The 15,278-nt window shown below is 72.0% G+C and carries 13 protein-coding genes and 3 pseudogenes; 10 read left to right on the top strand and 6 right to left on the bottom strand.

All coding sequences use genetic code 11. From position 1 onward, the window contains the following. Positions 1-71 precede the first annotated feature (71 nt). The 6 genes from V9U70_RS12240 (at position 72) to mug (ending at position 6,545) form a co-directional block, all read left to right on the top strand. Positions 72-506: a GNAT family N-acetyltransferase gene (locus tag V9U70_RS12240; protein WP_336674681.1), complete on the top strand. Its 435-nt coding sequence runs from the start codon at positions 72-74 to the stop codon at positions 504-506. 309 nt (positions 507-815) lie between these two features. Then, positions 816-2,153, top strand: coding sequence for a hemolysin family protein (locus V9U70_RS12235; protein ID WP_336674679.1), 1,338 nt, complete (start codon positions 816-818; stop codon positions 2,151-2,153). Then, the gene (locus tag V9U70_RS12230) at positions 2,150-3,169 is read left to right on the top strand and encodes a hemolysin family protein (protein ID WP_336674677.1); all 1,020 of its coding nucleotides are present in this window, start codon (positions 2,150-2,152) and stop codon (positions 3,167-3,169) included. The genes V9U70_RS12235 and V9U70_RS12230 overlap by 4 nt, the downstream gene beginning before the upstream one ends. 122 nt (positions 3,170-3,291) lie before the next feature. Continuing rightward, a complete protein-coding gene (locus tag V9U70_RS12225) occupies positions 3,292-4,248 on the top strand; it encodes an SGNH/GDSL hydrolase family protein (RefSeq protein WP_336674676.1) in 957 nt (318 codons plus the stop codon). Between the two features lie 283 nt (positions 4,249-4,531). Beyond that, a complete protein-coding gene (purB, locus tag V9U70_RS12220; RefSeq protein ID WP_336674675.1) occupies positions 4,532-5,974 on the top strand; it encodes an adenylosuccinate lyase in 1,443 nt (480 codons plus the stop codon). Between the two features lie 19 nt (positions 5,975-5,993). Continuing rightward, the gene (gene mug / locus V9U70_RS12215; RefSeq protein WP_336674673.1) at positions 5,994-6,545 is read left to right on the top strand and encodes a G/U mismatch-specific DNA glycosylase; all 552 of its coding nucleotides are present in this window, start codon (positions 5,994-5,996) and stop codon (positions 6,543-6,545) included. 450 nt (positions 6,546-6,995) lie between these two features. Here the strand turns inward: mug and V9U70_RS12210 are convergent, their stop codons facing one another. After that, the gene (locus tag V9U70_RS12210; RefSeq protein WP_336674671.1) at positions 6,996-7,433 is read right to left on the bottom strand and encodes a hypothetical protein; all 438 of its coding nucleotides are present in this window, start codon (positions 7,431-7,433) and stop codon (positions 6,996-6,998) included. 80 nt (positions 7,434-7,513) lie between these two features. Then, positions 7,514-8,251 (bottom strand): annotated as a pseudogene (locus V9U70_RS12205) (ABC transporter permease). 258 nt (positions 8,252-8,509) lie between these two features. On the opposite strand from V9U70_RS12205, the pseudogene V9U70_RS12200 reads away from it, so the two are divergent. Together V9U70_RS12200 and V9U70_RS12195 are read left to right on the top strand one after the other, a co-directional pair. Next, a pseudogene (locus V9U70_RS12200) lies at positions 8,510-8,923 on the top strand (LuxR C-terminal-related transcriptional regulator); the annotation flags it as partial. 101 nt (positions 8,924-9,024) lie between these two features. Then, positions 9,025-10,185 (top strand): ROK family protein, encoded by a 1,161-nt coding sequence (locus tag V9U70_RS12195; protein ID WP_336674669.1) that lies wholly within the window; start codon positions 9,025-9,027, stop codon positions 10,183-10,185. 241 nt (positions 10,186-10,426) lie between these two features. On the opposite strand, the gene V9U70_RS12190 is transcribed toward V9U70_RS12195, so the two are convergent. The 4 genes and pseudogenes from V9U70_RS12190 to V9U70_RS30565 form a co-directional block, all read right to left on the bottom strand. Then, entirely contained in the window at positions 10,427-11,197 is a 771-nt protein-coding gene (locus tag V9U70_RS12190) for a GntR family transcriptional regulator (RefSeq protein WP_336674667.1), read from the bottom strand. Positions 11,198-11,507: 310 nt separating this feature from the next. Further along, the gene (locus tag V9U70_RS30575; protein WP_419723977.1) at positions 11,508-11,654 is read right to left on the bottom strand and encodes a hypothetical protein; all 147 of its coding nucleotides are present in this window, start codon (positions 11,652-11,654) and stop codon (positions 11,508-11,510) included. A gap of 197 nt (positions 11,655-11,851) precedes the next feature. Further along, positions 11,852-12,223, bottom strand: coding sequence for a sigma factor-like helix-turn-helix DNA-binding protein (locus V9U70_RS30570; protein ID WP_419723969.1), 372 nt, complete (start codon positions 12,221-12,223; stop codon positions 11,852-11,854). Between the two features lie 40 nt (positions 12,224-12,263). Beyond that, positions 12,264-12,455: pseudogene (locus V9U70_RS30565) on the bottom strand (sigma factor); the annotation flags it as partial. Positions 12,456-12,527: 72 nt separating this feature from the next. Between V9U70_RS30565 and V9U70_RS12180 the strand changes: the two are divergent. Continuing rightward, positions 12,528-13,358 carry an alpha/beta fold hydrolase gene (locus V9U70_RS12180; RefSeq protein ID WP_336674666.1) on the top strand — a complete coding sequence of 277 codons (831 nt, stop codon included), beginning with the start codon at positions 12,528-12,530 and terminating at the stop codon, positions 13,356-13,358. Between the two features lie 273 nt (positions 13,359-13,631). Continuing rightward, on the top strand, positions 13,632-15,215 hold the full coding sequence (locus tag V9U70_RS12175; protein ID WP_336674665.1) for an alkaline phosphatase D family protein: 1,584 nt from the start codon (positions 13,632-13,634) through the stop codon (positions 15,213-15,215). Positions 15,216-15,278: the final 63 nt, after the last annotated feature.

Raw genomic sequence — 15,278 nt, 5'->3', positions numbered from 1 at the left:
GCAGGGGTACGCCGGTAACAGAAAGGCGCGTTGGATAATGCGTTCGACGCCCGAACGCGGCGAGTGGTGGGATGACCGGCATGCACGATCTTTCGATACGGTCCGCGTCCCCCGCCGACCTGGATGACGTCCTCGCGTTCTGGAAGACGTCCGCCGAGGGCGCCAGCATCAGCGACGACGCCGACGGGATCGCGCGCCTGGTGGAGCGGGACCCGGGTGCTCTGATCCTCGCGGAACGGCGGGGAGCGCTGGTGGGCACCGTGATCGCGGGCTTCGACGGCTGGCGCTGCCATCTCTACCGGCTCGCCGTCCACCCCGGGCAGCGCCGCCGGGGCGTGGGCAGTGCCCTGCTCGCGGCGGCGGAGGGACGGTTCGCCGCCCTGGGCGGGCGGCGCGCCGACGCCATGGTGCTCGACCGCAACGAGCGGGCGCAGCACGCCTGGCGCGCCGCGGGCTACGGGCCCCAGCCGCAGTGGAGCCGCTGGGTGAAGCGCCTGACGGGCTGACGCCACCCGGGGGCCCTGGCCACGACAGCCGTCGGGTCCGGGGCGAGGGCGCGGCGCGGGCGACCACCCGGTCGGCGAACGGGAGCCGCGCTCGCGAGCGACGGAGCCGTCCGAACGGGCCGGACCGGCCGCGCGGAGCCTCGCCGTCCGTACCCGCCTCCGGACGCCCTAGGATGGCATGTCCCCGTCCCCCAGACGAAAGGTGTGAGCGTCCGTTCATGGGCGAGCCTCCCCCCAGCCGATCCCCCGCTTGCGCCGACGTCGCGCGGTCCTCCCCCGCCTGCCCGATCATGGGACGGAGGTGAACCGATGACCGAAGTGCTTCTGCTGCTCGTCGCCCTGCTGCTCTGCTTCACCTGCGGCGCCTTCGTCGCGGCGGAGTTCTCCCTGACCACGGTGGAGCGCAGCGAACTGGAACGCGCCGCGGAGCGGGGCGAGCGGGGCTCGGCGAGCGCGCTGAAGGCCGTCCGCAGCCTCACCTTCCAGCTCTCGGGCGCCCAGCTCGGCATCACCGTCACCAACCTGGTGATCGGCATGCTCGCCGAACCGTCGATCGCCAAGCTCCTCCGCAGTCCGGCCGAGGCGACGGGAATGCCGCCCGCCGCCGCCTCCTCCCTGGCGCTCGCCCTCGGTACGGCCCTGTCCACGGTGGTCCTCATGGTCGTCGGCGAACTCGTCCCGAAGAACTGGGCGATCTCCTCTCCGCTGGCCGTGGCCAAGGCGGTGGCCACGCCGCAGCGGTGGTTCACCGCGGTGTTCCGGCCCTTCATCAGCCACCTGAACAACACGGCGAACCGGATCGTGCGCCGCTTCGGCCTGGAGCCGACGGAGGAGCTGGCTTCCGTCCGCAGCCCGCAGGAGCTGGTCGCGCTGGCCCGGCACTCCGCGAAGGCGGGCGCGTTGGAGGCGGACACCGCCGAGCTTTTCGTACGCACCCTGAACCTGTCGGAGCTGACCGCGCAGAACGTGATGACCCCACGCGTCCAGGTGACGGCGCTGGAGGTGCACGCGACGGCCGAGGACGTCGCCAACGCCACCCGCGCGACCGGCCTGTCCCGCTTCCCCGTCTACCGGGGCACGCTGGACACCGTGGTCGGCGTCGCCCACATCAAGGACGTCCTGGCGGTCCCCGCCGACCTGCGGCCCCGCACGCGCGTCTCGGAGCTGCTGCGTGAACCGCTGCTCGTACCGGAGACGCTCACCGTGGACCGGCTGCTGGACCGGCTGTCCGGGATGCCGGCCATGGCCGTGGTGATCGACGAGTACGGCGGGACGGCCGGCGTCGCGACGCTGGAGGACATCGTGGAGGAAGTCGTCGGCGAGGTCCGCGACGAACACGACCCGCACGAGACCCCCGACCTCGCCGCCGCCGGTGAGGACGCCGACGGCCGCACCCTGTGGTCCGCCGACGGGGCCGCCCGCACCGATCAGCTGCGAACGATCGGGTTGCGGGCGCCCGACGGGCCCTACGAAACCCTCGCGGGGCTGATCGCCGCCGAGATCGGGCGTATCCCCACGGTGGACGACACCGTCGAGCTGGAGGGGTGGCGCATCGACGTGGTGGACGCCTCCGGCCACCGGGCCGCGCGGGCTCTGCTGCACGCCCCTCTGCCGGGGGCCGAGAACCGGACGGAGGACGAGCGGTGATCGCCCTCCAGCTTTTCATCGGTGTGCTGATGGTGGTCGTCAACGCCTTCTTCGTGGGCGCCGAGTTCGCCCTGATCTCCGTTCGCCGCAGCCAGGTCGAGCCGGAGGCCGAAGCCGGCAGCCGCAGGGCCCGCAGTGTCATCTGGGGGCTGGAGCACGTCTCCGCGCTGCTGGCCGCCGCCCAGCTCGGCATCACTCTCAGTACCTTGGTGCTGGGCGTCGTGGCCGAACCGGCCATCGCCCATCTCCTGGAACCGGCCTTCGACGGGGTGGGGGTGCCGCACGGGCTCGTCCACCCCCTCTCGTTCGTCATCGCGCTGGGTGTGGCGACCTATCTGCACATGCTGCTCGGCGAGATGGTGCCGAAGAACATCGCGCTGGCCGAGCCGACCCGCAGCGCCCTGCTCCTCGGCCCGCCGCTGGTCGCGATGGCCCGTGCCCTGCGTCCGGTGATCTTCGCGGTCAACGCCTTCGCCAACGCTCTCCTCAAGCTTCTGCGCGTCGAGACGAGAGACGAGGTGTCCGCGACGTTCTCGGACGACGAGCTGGCGCGCATGGTGCAGGACGCCGGGGACGCGGGCCTGGTCGACGACCGCTCCGCGCAACGGCTCCACCACGCTCTGGAGCTGGGTCGCAGGCCCGTACGGGATGTGGTCATGCCCGTCGACCGGGTGCTGTACGCCAGGGTCGGCACCACTCCGGAGGAGCTGGAGCGGCTCTCGTCCGAGTACGGGTTCTCCCGCTTCCCGGTGATGGACAGCGAACAGCGCATCCTCGGCTACCTCCACGTGAAGGACGCCCTGGACGCCGCCCCCCGCGATGTGCCGTTCCCGGTGTCGGCGTTGCGCCCGATCGCCCGGGTGCGGGCCGCGACCCCGCTGGACGACGTGCTCACGGCTCTGCGTCGCAGCCGGACCCACCTGGCGGCCGTCCTGGACGACGAGGGGCGACTGGCCGGCATGGTCACGATGGAGGATGTGTTGCGCGAACTCGTCGGCAGACCGCAGGAGCGCTGACCGGCGCACGCGGCAGGCTGGGTCGCTCCGCGACGCGGTGGCGGGCGGCGGCCATCGGAGGGCGCGCAGCGCGCTCGCCAGACAGGGCCGCCGACGAGCCGTAGCGGTAGGCTTGTCGGGCCATGAAACCAAATGCCCCCTACACCAGTCTCGTCGCGGTCGGCGACTCGTTCACCGAAGGCATGTCGGACCTGCTCCCCGACGGAACGTACCGGGGCTGGGCGGACGTGCTCGCATCCCGGCTCGCGGCCAGGACCAAGGACTTCAGGTACGCCAATCTGGCCGTACGCGGAAAGCTCATCGGCCAGATCGTGGACGAGCAGGTGGGTGCGGCGGCAGCGCTCCGGGCCGATGTGGTCACGCTCGTGGGCGGCCTCAACGACGCGTTGCGGCCGAAGTGCGACATGGGCAGGGTGAGGGCACGGTTGCAGGAAGCCGTGGAACGCCTGGCGCCCTCCTGCGAGCACCTCGTGCTGATGCGCAGCCCCGGGCGCGACGGACCGGTGATGGAGCGGTTCCGCCCCCGTATGGAGGAGCTGTTCGCCCTGGTCGGAGAGCTGGCCGACCGGCACGGGGCCTCGGTGGTCGACCTCTACGGCGCGCCGTCCCTCCGCGACCCCCGGATGTGGGACGTCGACCGGCTGCACCTCACCGCGGAGGGCCATCGGCGTGTGGCCGAAGCGGTCTGGCAGACGCTGGGGCTGCCGGCCGAACAGGACTGGCGCGCCCCGCTTCCCGCGACCGTGCCGCCGCACTGGGCGGCCAGGCGGACCGAGGACCTCCGCTTCGCCCGTCGGCATCTGGCCCCGTGGATCGGGCGACGGCTCACCGGTCGGTCCTCGGGCGACGGACGCACGGGCGCACAGTTCGACGACGCGACGGGCACTGCCTTCTGGGTCACGCCCGCGGACGCCGAAGACCCCGGCCCGGTGACGGGCTGGCGCCGAGCGGCCCGCCCTTCCGTCGCGGCCGACGCCCCCGCCACCGCCGACGGCTCCGCCCCCGTTGGTGCCTCTGCCCCCACCGACGGCTCCGTGGCCCGGACGGCGCAGGCCGGCCATGCCGGCGCCCCCAGCTGACGCCGTGGCGCAGGGCCGGCTGGCGGCTGGCGGCCTCGCGATAGCCCCCCCGAGCGCGATGCGCCGCCGAGGAACCCGTGTCGTCGACGGCGCCGGGGCCGCCGGGTACGCGGCGCACACCACGCGGGCAGTCCGCCGCGGCGGCGGCGCCGGCAGACGCAGAGGCGGGGCGGTCGCCGCCGCCCCCGCGTGACACGCTCACTGCGACGGAGAGTCCTTCTGAGAAGGGGCCAAGAGGCGTCGGCGGACGAGCCGCTCCGAACCGCCAGTAGAATCTGTCCCCGTGACTGCTGTGTCTGCGAAGCCTCGCATCCCCAATGTCCTGGCCGGCCGCTACGCCTCCACGGAGCTGGCTGTCCTTTGGTCCCCCGAGCAGAAGGTGAAGCTGGAGCGTCAGCTGTGGCTGGCGGTGCTGCGCGCTCAGAAGGACCTCGGGATCGAGGTGCCCGATGCGGCGCTGGCCGACTACGAGCGCGTGCTCGACGAGGTGGATCTCGCCTCGATCGCCGAGCGCGAGAAGATCACCCGGCATGACGTGAAGGCCCGGATCGAAGAGTTCAACGCTCTCGCGGGCCACGAGCAGGTCCACAAGGGCATGACGTCCCGGGACCTGACCGAGAACGTCGAACAGCTTCAGGTCCGCCTGTCACTGGAGCTGATGCGCGACCGTACGGTGGCCGTCCTGGCGCGGTTGGGCAAGCTCTCGGCGGAGTACCGCGAACTCGTCGTAGCCGGCCGTTCGCACAATGTCGCCGCGCAGGCGACGACGCTCGGCAAGCGCTTCGCGACCGCGGCGGATGAGCTGCTGGTCGCCTACGGCCGTCTGGAGGACCTCCTCTCCCGTTACCCGCTGCGCGGGATCAAGGGGCCGGTCGGCACGGCCCAGGACATGCTGGACCTGCTCGGCGGCGACGCGGACAAGCTCGCCGACCTCGAACAGCGCATCGCCGGCCACCTCGGTTTCGCCCAGGCCTTCACCTCGGTCGGGCAGGTCTACCCCCGGTCGCTCGACTACGACGTGGTGACCGCTCTCGTACAGCTCGCCGCGGCACCGTCCTCGGTGGCCAAGACCATCCGGCTGATGGCCGGCAACGAGCTGGTGACCGAGGGCTTCAAGCCCGGCCAGGTCGGTTCGTCCGCGATGCCGCACAAGATGAACACTCGCTCGTGCGAGCGGGTGAACGGTCTGATGGTGATCCTGCGGGGCTACGCCTCCATGACGGGCGAACTGGCGGGCGACCAGTGGAACGAAGGCGACGTCTCCTGTTCCGTGGTCCGCCGGGTGGCGCTTCCTGACGCGTTCTTCGCGTTCGACGGCCTGCTGGAGACCTTCCTGACGGTGCTGGACGAGTTCGGTGCGTTCCCCGCGGTCGTGGCGCGCGAGCTGGACCGCTACCTCCCGTTCCTGGCCACCACCAAGGTCCTCATGGGCGCCGTGCGCGCCGGAGTGGGCCGCGAGGTCGCCCACGAGGCGATCAAGGAGAACGCGGTCGCCGCCGCCCTGGCGATGCGGGAGCAGGGCACCGAGCGCAACGAGCTGCTCGACAAGCTCGCCGCGGACGAGCGCATCCCGCTGGACCGTGCGGAGTTGGACGCACTGATGGCCGACAAGCTGTCCTTCACCGGCGCTGCCGGCGACCAGGTGGCCTCTGTGCTCGCCCGGATCGAGGAGATCACCAAGCAGCACCCCCAGGCCGCGGGCTACGCACCCGGTTCGATTCTCTGAGCGGCGCCGTCCTCACGCCATGACCCCCGAAGAGCTCCGCGCCGCCCGCGACCGCATCGTCCCCGATGTGGTCGCGGGCGGTCTGCGTGTGCTTTTCTGCGGCATCAATCCGAGCTTGACGACCGCGGTTACGGGCCACCACTTCGCCCACCCGGGCAACAGGTTCTGGCCGGTTCTCCACCGCTCGGGTTTCACGCCCCGGCGGCTCCTGCCGTCGGAGCAGTCCGAACTCCTCGGACTCGGACTCGGTATCACCAATGTGGTGGCGCGGGCGACGGCTCGGGCCGACGAGCTCGGCAGGGAGGAGTTCCGGGACGGCGGAGCAGCATTGGCGGTGAAGGTCGAGCGGCTCGCACCGGCGTGGCTGGCGGTGGTCGGCATCACCGCCTACCGCACCGCTTTCGGGGAGCCCCGGGCCCGTATCGGCCGCCAGGAGCGGACCGTCGGTGGCGCCCAGGTCTGGGCCCTCCCCAACCCCAGCGGTCTCAACGCCCACTGGACCGTGGAGAGCATGGCCGCGGAGTACGCCCGCCTCCGTGAGGCTGTGCTGACCGGGAACACGCGCGACTGACCTCACCCGCCCTCCGCCCCCTTCCCGGCCGCGATGAGGAACCGAAGGAAAAGCGAGCCGTGGAAAGCCCCAGGCACGTGCTCCCGCCTCTTCCCCCACCCCCGCGGGCGGCCCCCGCGGGTCGGTGGCTCGCCACCACGACTCCCAGCGCCCTCACACCGCCCGGGCAGGACCACGGCGCATCGCTGCTGACAAGCCCCGTCGTACAGGCACCACGTCCAGCTGACCGTAGACCGGAGTGCGGAGGCCGAGGAGACAGAAGGCGGGCAACGGTACGGTGCCCGTGGGCGGCCGGGCCGGCGGGGCGGGCCCTGGGGCGGAGAGGCGCGGAGCACCTGACGGTCGGCGCGGGGTCCGTGGGCGCCTGTCCGCCGGCCAGGGGCCGTGGGGCGGCGTCCTTGCCGGGAGCCTCGTGGCACGTGCCCGCGGTCCTGACCGCGGGTCGCCGCCTCAGGGCGGGTCGATCACCGTGACCACAACCGCCAGCTCGCACCCCGGTCCGTCTTCTTCCAGGAACAACCCCAGCGCCACCCAGCGGCTGCCCCTGCGCCAGAGCCTCAGATAGTCGCAGGCGGACACCAGCTCCGCCCAGGGTTCCTCGATGGCCTCACCCTCCATCATCCGCTCCTGGGCACTCCACACGCTCATCAACTGCGGTTCACCCCAACGCGAAGCCAGCAGCGTGAGCAGTGCGTCGTGCTCGGCCAAGCACTGCGCACGGTGCTGAGCGCGCAGGGGCTCGTCGTCGCCCCACAGTGGTTCGTCGACATGGAGCGATGCCGTGTGGTAGCCGGGTCCGCTGACTTCCGAGCCCGACGGGGAGCGCTCCGCGGGAAACTTCCGGGTGCACATCCCGTCAATGAGGCGGAGATGGTGTGCGGTCGTCATGGCGTCAGTAAACCGCTTTGCACGGACAATCGCTGCTCCGCCCCCATCGGCTGCCTGGGAGCGGAGTCGGCCGGTAGGTCTCAGGCGTCCCTTCTGCGCACGCTCCACCAGCCGCCCAGCAGCGCCGCCGCCGACCAAAGGGGTGTCACCGCGAGACCCGTCCACGGCCCGAGGCTGCCGTCCGGGCTCTGGTGCAGCACTATTTGTCCCGATCGGTCGGGCAGATACCGCGCAACTCCGCTGGAGACGCCCGCCAGCACGAAGGGAACGGTCAGTTGAACGGTATGAGGAGGCTGAGGACCGCGACCGGGCTGCGCGTCAGCGCCGTCACCCCTGCGGCGAACAGAGCCGTCAGCGCGAGGTAGATGCCTCCGCCGAAGGCCGCACGCAGCGCGCCCGGGTGCCCCAGGCCTATCGCGTGCTCCCCCAGAAAGAGCTGGCTGACCAGGAAGGCGGTGGAAACCGCTCAGCAGTCCCACGCCGAGTGCCAGAGCGCCCATCATGGACATCTTGGCCGCGTAGAAGAGGTTCCGGCGGGGCACAGCCGCGAGCGATATGGGCAGCGCCCCGCCGGTGAACTCCGAAGAGAGCGCTGTAGCGCCGAAACTGATGGCGGCGAGCTGTCCGAAGTGCGGAGCGTAGAACGCGTCGAATACCGGCTCAGCGTCGGCGCCGCCCGCCTCGGTTCTGCCGAAGGTCGTGGAAACGAGCACGGCCACGGCCAGCGTGGCGGCGAGGATCGCTGTCAGCGATCCAGCGGTGGAGCGCACCGACCTGATCTTGATCCACTCGGAGTTCAGTACCGATGTCGGGTTCATGGTCACATCTCTTGATGGTGGCCGACCTTGGGCATGGCAGCCGTGTGGGCGACACGATGAGCGCGTGCACCACTTCCTCGCGCCGCTGACGCGAGCGGTCACGTACAGCATCCATTGATTGCCGCACCCTCGACGATGTGGGCACAGAGATGGCGGACGGTGCTCTGGCTGGAGGTGCGGCTGCTCTTCGCGGGCGTGGCGCTCGCCGTGGTGTGGCTGCCCGTGGCCTCGTTCGACCTTGCCCTGTCGGCAGCGGGCAAGATCCTGGTGGTGACGACGTTCGAGAACGATGAGTATGTGTACGAAGCGCTGCGTGCGGGGGCGGACGGGTTTCTGCACAAGCGGGCCAGGCCGGCGGAGATCGTCCACGCCGTACGTCTGGTGGCCGAGGGAGAGTCGTTGCTGTTTCCCGCAGCGGTACGACAGCTGGCCGCCGAGTACGGCACGGACGACCATGGGGCGCCCTGGAGCGTACGGCGCTCACCGAACGGGAGGGGGCCCGTGCTCCGGCTGATGGCTCGGGGACTGTCCAACGCGGAGATCGCGGCCGATCTGATCGTCGGTACGGAGACGGTGAAGTCCCACGTCAGCGCTGCCCTGGCCAAGTTGGGCACCCGGGACCGCACTCAGGCGGTGATCGCCGCCTACGAGTCCGGGTTCGTCTCGCCGGGGCGCCCCGGGCCGCCGCTCGATCCCGGCTCCTCGCTGGTCGCCGGGCAACGGGCCAGCGAGTACGATCCGGCAGACATGCGCACGAGCAGGGAGGACACACCGTGGGCCGGCTGACCGGTGGGGACCCGTCATTGCTGCGGCGGATCAATTCCGCAGTGGTGCTGCACGCCCTGAGAGGGGCCGGCACCCCGACGCTGACGGACCTGACCCGGATCACCGGGCTGTCCCGGCCGACGGTGGAAGGTGTGGTCGAGGGGCTGTTCGAGGCGGGGCTCGTGGTAGAGGCCCTGCCCGACGAGAGCGAGGCGCGGCGCCAGGGGCGGCCCGCACGAAGGTTCCGTTTCCGAGCGGAGGCGGGTCACCTCCTCGGCATCGAGATCGGCCCGCACCGGGTATCGGCGCTGCTCTCGGGGCTGGACGGCCGCGTCGTGGGGGCGAGTTCCCGCACGGTGTCCGAGACCGCCGGGGCGGACGACCGACTCGAACAGGTCAGGGCCGTCGTCGCGGAGGTGCTTCGGCGGACCGGAGTGGCCCGGAGCAGTCTGCGCGCGGTCGGCGTCGGCAGCCCGGGGATTCTGGAGGCCGACGGAACGGTCCGGCTGGGAACGGCGTTGCCGGACTGGACCGGCCTGGCGCTCGGGGAGCGGCTGCGTCGTTCCTTCCGCTGCCCCGTGCTCGTGGAGAACGACGCCAACGCCGCAGCGGTCGCCGAGCACTGGAAGGGCGCGGCCACCGAGTCCGACGACATCGTCTTCGTGCTGGCCGGGTTGAGCCCTGGAGCGGGGTCCTTGATCGGCGGACGCCTGCACCGTGGGTTCGGCGGAGCGGCCGGCGAGATCGGCGCCCTGCACCTGCTGGGCCGGGATGTGACCCCGGAGCATCTGCTGTCGACCACGGACACACCGCTGGACCCGTTGGACGAGCACGCGGTGGCCGCGGTGTTCGCCAAGGCCCGGGAGGGCGATGCGGGAGCCCGGGCGGCGGTCGAACGGTTCCTCCAGCGGCTGGTGCACGATGTGGCGGCCCTGGCCCTGGCACTCGATCCGGAGCTGGTCGTGGTCGGCGGCTGGGCGGCCGGGCTGGACGGCGTGCTGGCCCCGCTGCGCACGGAGCTGGCCCGCTACTGTCTGCGCCCGCCGCGGGTGACCCTGTCGATGCTCGGTGAGGCCGCCGTCGCCACAGGAGCGCTGCGGCTCGCGCTGGACCATGTCGAGGAGCAGATGTTCGCGGTCGAGGGGACGGTCACTGCCCGCCGCCGCTGACCCGGCCTTGGTGGGCGGACGGGGCGCACCCGGCCACGGGCGGCTCCTGCGCGACGCCGCGCGCCGCGCGGGAAGGCGCGCCGCGGTGACGCGGCCGGACCGTCCACGAGGGGCGCGAGGAAGAGAACACCACGCGGCGAGCGCCCGGTCGCGCTCCCGGGGACCGAAGGGCCAGAGCCCGGTGTCGCCGAGGGGGGTGGGTCCTCGGCGACACCGGGCGACAGCCGGGCAGCCGAAGGCGTCAGGAAGCCCGGCGTTCCCGCCGCTCGTCGTGGCTGATCTCCAGCGCGCCGGAGTCCCCGAAGGTGAGCCGACAGGTGTCCGCTCGGTAAGTGGCCACGGACACGGCCGCCGTTCCCCCCGCGGCGAAGTAGCGGGTGGTGACGACCAGGACGGGCGCGCCGGGGAGCCGGTCCAGTTCCTTGGCGTCGTCCGCGCGCGCGGAACCGAGCTCGACGGAGCGGTCCTGGCCCTCCAGGCCGAGCCGGTGGAGCTCGCGCAGCACGTTCCGGGCGCGGAAGGCCCCGGACGGGGCGTCGAGGGCCGCAAGGTCGGGCACCGAGGACGCCGGGACGTAGAGCAGTTCGGCCGCTACCGCCTGGCCGTGAGTGTCACGGATTCGGCGCATCACGTGCACGGGCTCGGCGGGGGCCGTTCCCAGCATGGCGGCCACCGCGGCGGGAGCCTGGCCCATGGTGCAGTCGACCGGCTGCCAGGCCTCTCCGCTGACGCCGCCCGTCCATTCGTGCTGGGCCGTGGAGACGGCGACGCCCACGCGTGGCGGGGCGACGGTGGTCCCCACGCCCCGGCGGCGCTGCAGTCTGCCTTCGAGTTCGAGCTGCTCCAGGGCCTGCCGGAGCGTGGCGCGTGCGACACCGAACCGGGCGGCGAGTTCCCGCTCGTTGGGCAGGATCTCCCCCACCGCGAAGTCGGAGTCGAGTGCCTCACTGAGCACGGTCTTGAGGTGCCAGTACTTCGGCTCCTGAACCGATTCCAGCTGCGTGGTCCCCACCCTGTCCTCCGCATTCGCCCAGCGACTTTTCCGCGACATTATTTATTAAAGGTCCCTGCCTTAAGTGCAGACCCTAGGCCGGTGCACACCCTTGGTCAAGACCAATCCTTATTCCGTGACAGAGCGAAACGGGCCCCGGGCGCTGAGCGTTCACATGACGTTCGCGACAGCGTGCGACGGACGCAGCGTGGAGCCCCGCCATCGAAGTCGATGACGGGGCCCTGACCTTGCCCTGAGCGGCCCTCCGGCGCGGCGGGGGCCGTGGCGGCCGCGCCCCCGCCGCCGCCTACTCCTACGCCTACGCCTACGCCTACGCGACAGTCGATCCGATGAGCTTGTCCGGGTTACGAATAATATAGACGGATTGAATGAGGCCTTCCCTGACATCGAGCTGGAAGACGGTGTCGGGTTCCCCGCCGAGGAAGTAGACGGCGGCGGGCTGGCCGTTGAGCTCCACGTGGCGGATCTCTCCGCTCTCGTCCAACTCCCGCGAGACCGCGAAGAGGAACCGGCCGACCTTGTCCGCCGTCTCGATGATCCGCCGCGGCGCCTTCGCCTTGCCGCCGCTGTCGCTGACCAGGCGAACGTCGGGGGCGAGCAGGACGAGCAGCCGCTCGATGCCGCCTCCGGACGCGGCGGCCAGGAACCGTTCGGTCAGGTCACGCCGTTCGACCGGATCGACCTCGTAGCGGGGTCTGCGCGAGCTTCCACGTGCCGCCTGGCGCGGCCGGCGAGCTGCCGTACGGCGGCCTCGGTGCGGTCCAGGGCTGCGGCGATCTCGGCGTACGGAAAGCCGAAGGCCTCCCGGAGCACGAACACGGCACGCTCCAGCGGCGAGGGCGATTCGAGGACGACCAGCACGGCGAGCGAGACGGAGTCGGCGAGGACGACGCGTTCCACCGTGTCGGGCGCGGCGGGGCCGAAGTCGGCGATCACCGGTTCCGGCAGCCAGGGGCCCACGTAGGCCTCTCGGCGCGACTGCGCGTGCCATAGCCGGTCGATGGCCGGCCGGGCGGCGATCCGCACCAGGGACGCCCGCGGCTCGCGGACGTCCTCGCGCGCCGCGATGGACCATCAGCCAGGCTTCCCGCACCACGTCCTCGGCGTCGGCGACGCGGCCGAGCATCCGGTACGCCACGCCGGCGAGGACGGGCCGGTGTTCTTCGAGGAGCGCGGTCGCGGTATCGGCTGCCACCGCCCATCCCGCCGAGGCGCCGGGGGGTGTCCATCGGGAACCGCCGGGCCTCTTGAACTCCATGCTACCCAACGGTAATTGTTGTTGACGAGATGTCTAACCACTCCGAGACGCCCAGCCACCGCAGGGAGCAGCATGACCACCACGGCCTCCTTCACCGCCGCCACGGCCGACGGCCCCCGCCCCGTTTCCGTCGCCTACGAACGGACCGGCTCCGGTGAGCCGCTGCTGCTGCTCCACGGGATCGGCCACCACCTCCGGGCCTGGGACCCGGTGTCACGCATCCTGGCCGCCGAACGCGAGGTGATCGCCGTGGACCTTCCCGGCTTCGGCGTCTCGCCGCCGCTGCCGGACGGCGTCCCGTATGATCTCGCGACCTTCGCCCCGTTGCTCGGGGACTTCTGCGCGGAACTCGGTCTGGACCGGCCGCATGTGGCCGGGAACTCGCTGGGCGGTCTGCTCGCACTGGAGCTGGGGCGCATGGGCCTCGTCCGCTCGGTGACCGCGCTGTCACCGGGCGGGTTCTGGACCGAGGCGGAGCGCCGTTACGCCTTCGGCGTATTGCGCGCGATGCGCCGCGGCGCGCTGACGATGCCGGGCGCGATGATCGAGCGGCTCTCCCGGAGCGCAGCCGGCCGCACCGCTCTGACCAGCACCATCTACGCCCGGCCCGCCAGGCGTTCACCGGACGCCGTCGTCGCCGAAACGTTTGCCCTGCGCGAGGCGACCGGCTTTGTGCCCACTCTGGAGGCCGGGCGGACCACCCGTTTCGACCGTGACGTGGAGGGCGTCCCCGTCGCCGTGGCCTGGGGGGACCGCGACCGCATCCTGCCGCGCAGGCAGGGCGTCCGCGCCAAGCGGGCGATCACCGGCGCCCGGCTGGTGCGGCTGCCCGGCTGCGGCCACGTCCCGATGAACGACGACCCGGCGCTGGTGGCCCGCGTCATCGCGGACACCAGCCGCTGAACGGGCGCCCCGGGGCCGACGCCCGCCCGGAACGGAACGCTCCGACGCTCGCGCGGTGCTCGACGCCGGACCGCAGTCGCTCCCGTCTCGACCGGAAGGCCCCCGTCGGAGCTCCGGCCAGACCGGGCACGTTCGACGGGCGGTGTTCACCCGGGGTTGGGGCTGGGGCCGCCGCCGGGCACTAGGCATGGGGGAGACCGTCGCCGGTCCGGAACAGGGCCGTGGCCTCTCCGCCGCGACGGCCCGCCCGCCCACGCCCCCCGGAGGCCCCCGATGCCGTACCGTCCGCGTATTTCCTCACCCGGCCGCCGGGCCGTTCTGCGTGGCTCGTTGGCCGCCCCGGCCGCGGTGGTCCTGGCCCCCGCTGCCGCCGCCGCGGCGCCCGCGCTGACCCTGGCGGGCCGTCCCGAAGCGTCCTGGGGGGTGCAGGTGGGGAGCGTCACGGCCTCGTCGGCGCTGGTCTGGGTGCGCTCGGACCGGCCGGCCCGGATGCTGGTCGAGACCTCGGCGACCGAGTCGTTCCGGCGGGTGCGCAGGTGGTGGGGGCCCCTGGTCGGTCCCGGGACGGACTTCACCGGAACGACTCCTCTGTACGGCCTGCCCGCGGGTGAGCACGTGCATTACCGCGTCACGCTCGCCGACCCGGGCGACCCGCGGCGCACCGGCCGGCCGGTGTACGGGACGTTCCGCACCGCTCCGGCCCGCCGCCGTGCGGGCGTGCGGTTCCTGTGGTCCGGCGACGTGGCGGGGCAGGGCTGGGGCATCAACCCGGACATCGGCGGATACCGTGTGTACGAGGAGATGCGCCGCCTGGACCCGGACTTCTTCCTGTGCAGCGGTGACAGCGTCTACGCGGACGGGCCGCTTTGGCCGAGCGTCACGCTGCCGGACGGCCGGATCTGGCGCAACGTCATGACCGAGGAGAAGGCCAAGGTCGCCGAGACGCTGGACGAGTACCGGGGGAACTTCCGCTACAACCTGCTCGACGAGAACGTCCGCCGCTTCAACGCGCAGGTGCCCTCCATCGTGCAGTGGGACGACCACGAGGTGCGCAACAACTGGTATCCCGGGCAGATCCTCGACGACGACCGCTACACCGAGAAGAACGTCGACATCCTCGCGGCGCGCTCGGCGCGGGCCTTCCACGAGTACGTCCCGCTCTCACCCTCGTACGGCTCCGCGCGGCGGTCCCGGATGTACCGCGTCGTCCACCACGGGCCGCTGCTGGACGTGTTCGTCCTGGACATGCGCTCCTACCGCAACGCCAATTCCCCCGGCCGGCAGGCCGACGACACGACCGGCATCCTCGGGGCCGAGCAGGCGCGCTGGCTCAAGCGCTCGCTCGCCGCGTCCCGGGCGGTGTGGAAGGTGATCGCCGCCGACATGCCGCTCGGTCTGGTCGTCCCGGACGGCGCGACGGACTTCGAAGCGGTGGCGCAGGGCGATCCGGGGGCTCCGCTGGGGCGGGAGCTCCAGATCGCCGAGCTGCTCCGGTTCATCAAGCACCGCCGGGTGACCGGCACCGTGTGGCTGACGGCGGACGTGCACCACACCTCGGCCCAGCACTACGCACCGGAGCGGGCGGCGTTCAAGGACTTCGCCCCGTTCTGGGAGTTCGTGTCGGGTCCGTTGGCGGCGGGCGGCTTCCCGGCGAGCGCGTTGGACGGCACGTTCGGACCCGAGCGGGTCTTCGTCCGGGCGCCCGACCGCGCCAATGTGTCGCCGATGGAGTCTCCGCAGTACTTCGGAGAGGTCGAGATCGACGGCGACAGTGCCGACCTGACGGTCCGGCTGCGCGCGGAGGGCGGATCGGTCCTGTTCAGCAAGGTGCTCCGGCCGGGTCTCACCGGGCAGTGAGGGGCGTGACCGGCCGGACTCGGCGGACACGGCCAGCAGGCCCGAAATCTGGCCGAAAACCGA

The organism is Streptomyces pratensis (genome assembly GCF_037137275.1).
GTDB lineage: Bacteria > Actinomycetota > Actinomycetes > Streptomycetales > Streptomycetaceae > Streptomyces > Streptomyces pratensis_B.
Note: the sequence above shows the minus strand (reverse complement) of the source record. Positions and strands in the feature narration are given on the sequence as shown.

Coding starts and splice junctions, on each gene's coding strand:
- V9U70_RS12240 (WP_336674681.1), top strand. CDS start 72: ATGACCGGCATGCACGATCTTTCGATACGGTCCGCGTCCCCCGCCGAC.
- V9U70_RS12235 (WP_336674679.1), top strand. CDS start 816: ATGACCGAAGTGCTTCTGCTGCTCGTCGCCCTGCTGCTCTGCTTCACC.
- V9U70_RS12225 (WP_336674676.1), top strand. CDS start 3,292: ATGAAACCAAATGCCCCCTACACCAGTCTCGTCGCGGTCGGCGACTCG.
- mug (WP_336674673.1), top strand. CDS start 5,994: ATGACCCCCGAAGAGCTCCGCGCCGCCCGCGACCGCATCGTCCCCGAT.
- V9U70_RS12210 (WP_336674671.1), bottom strand. CDS start 7,433: ATGACGACCGCACACCATCTCCGCCTCATTGACGGGATGTGCACCCGG.
- V9U70_RS12180 (WP_336674666.1), top strand. CDS start 12,528: ATGACCACCACGGCCTCCTTCACCGCCGCCACGGCCGACGGCCCCCGC.
- V9U70_RS12175 (WP_336674665.1), top strand. CDS start 13,632: ATGCCGTACCGTCCGCGTATTTCCTCACCCGGCCGCCGGGCCGTTCTG.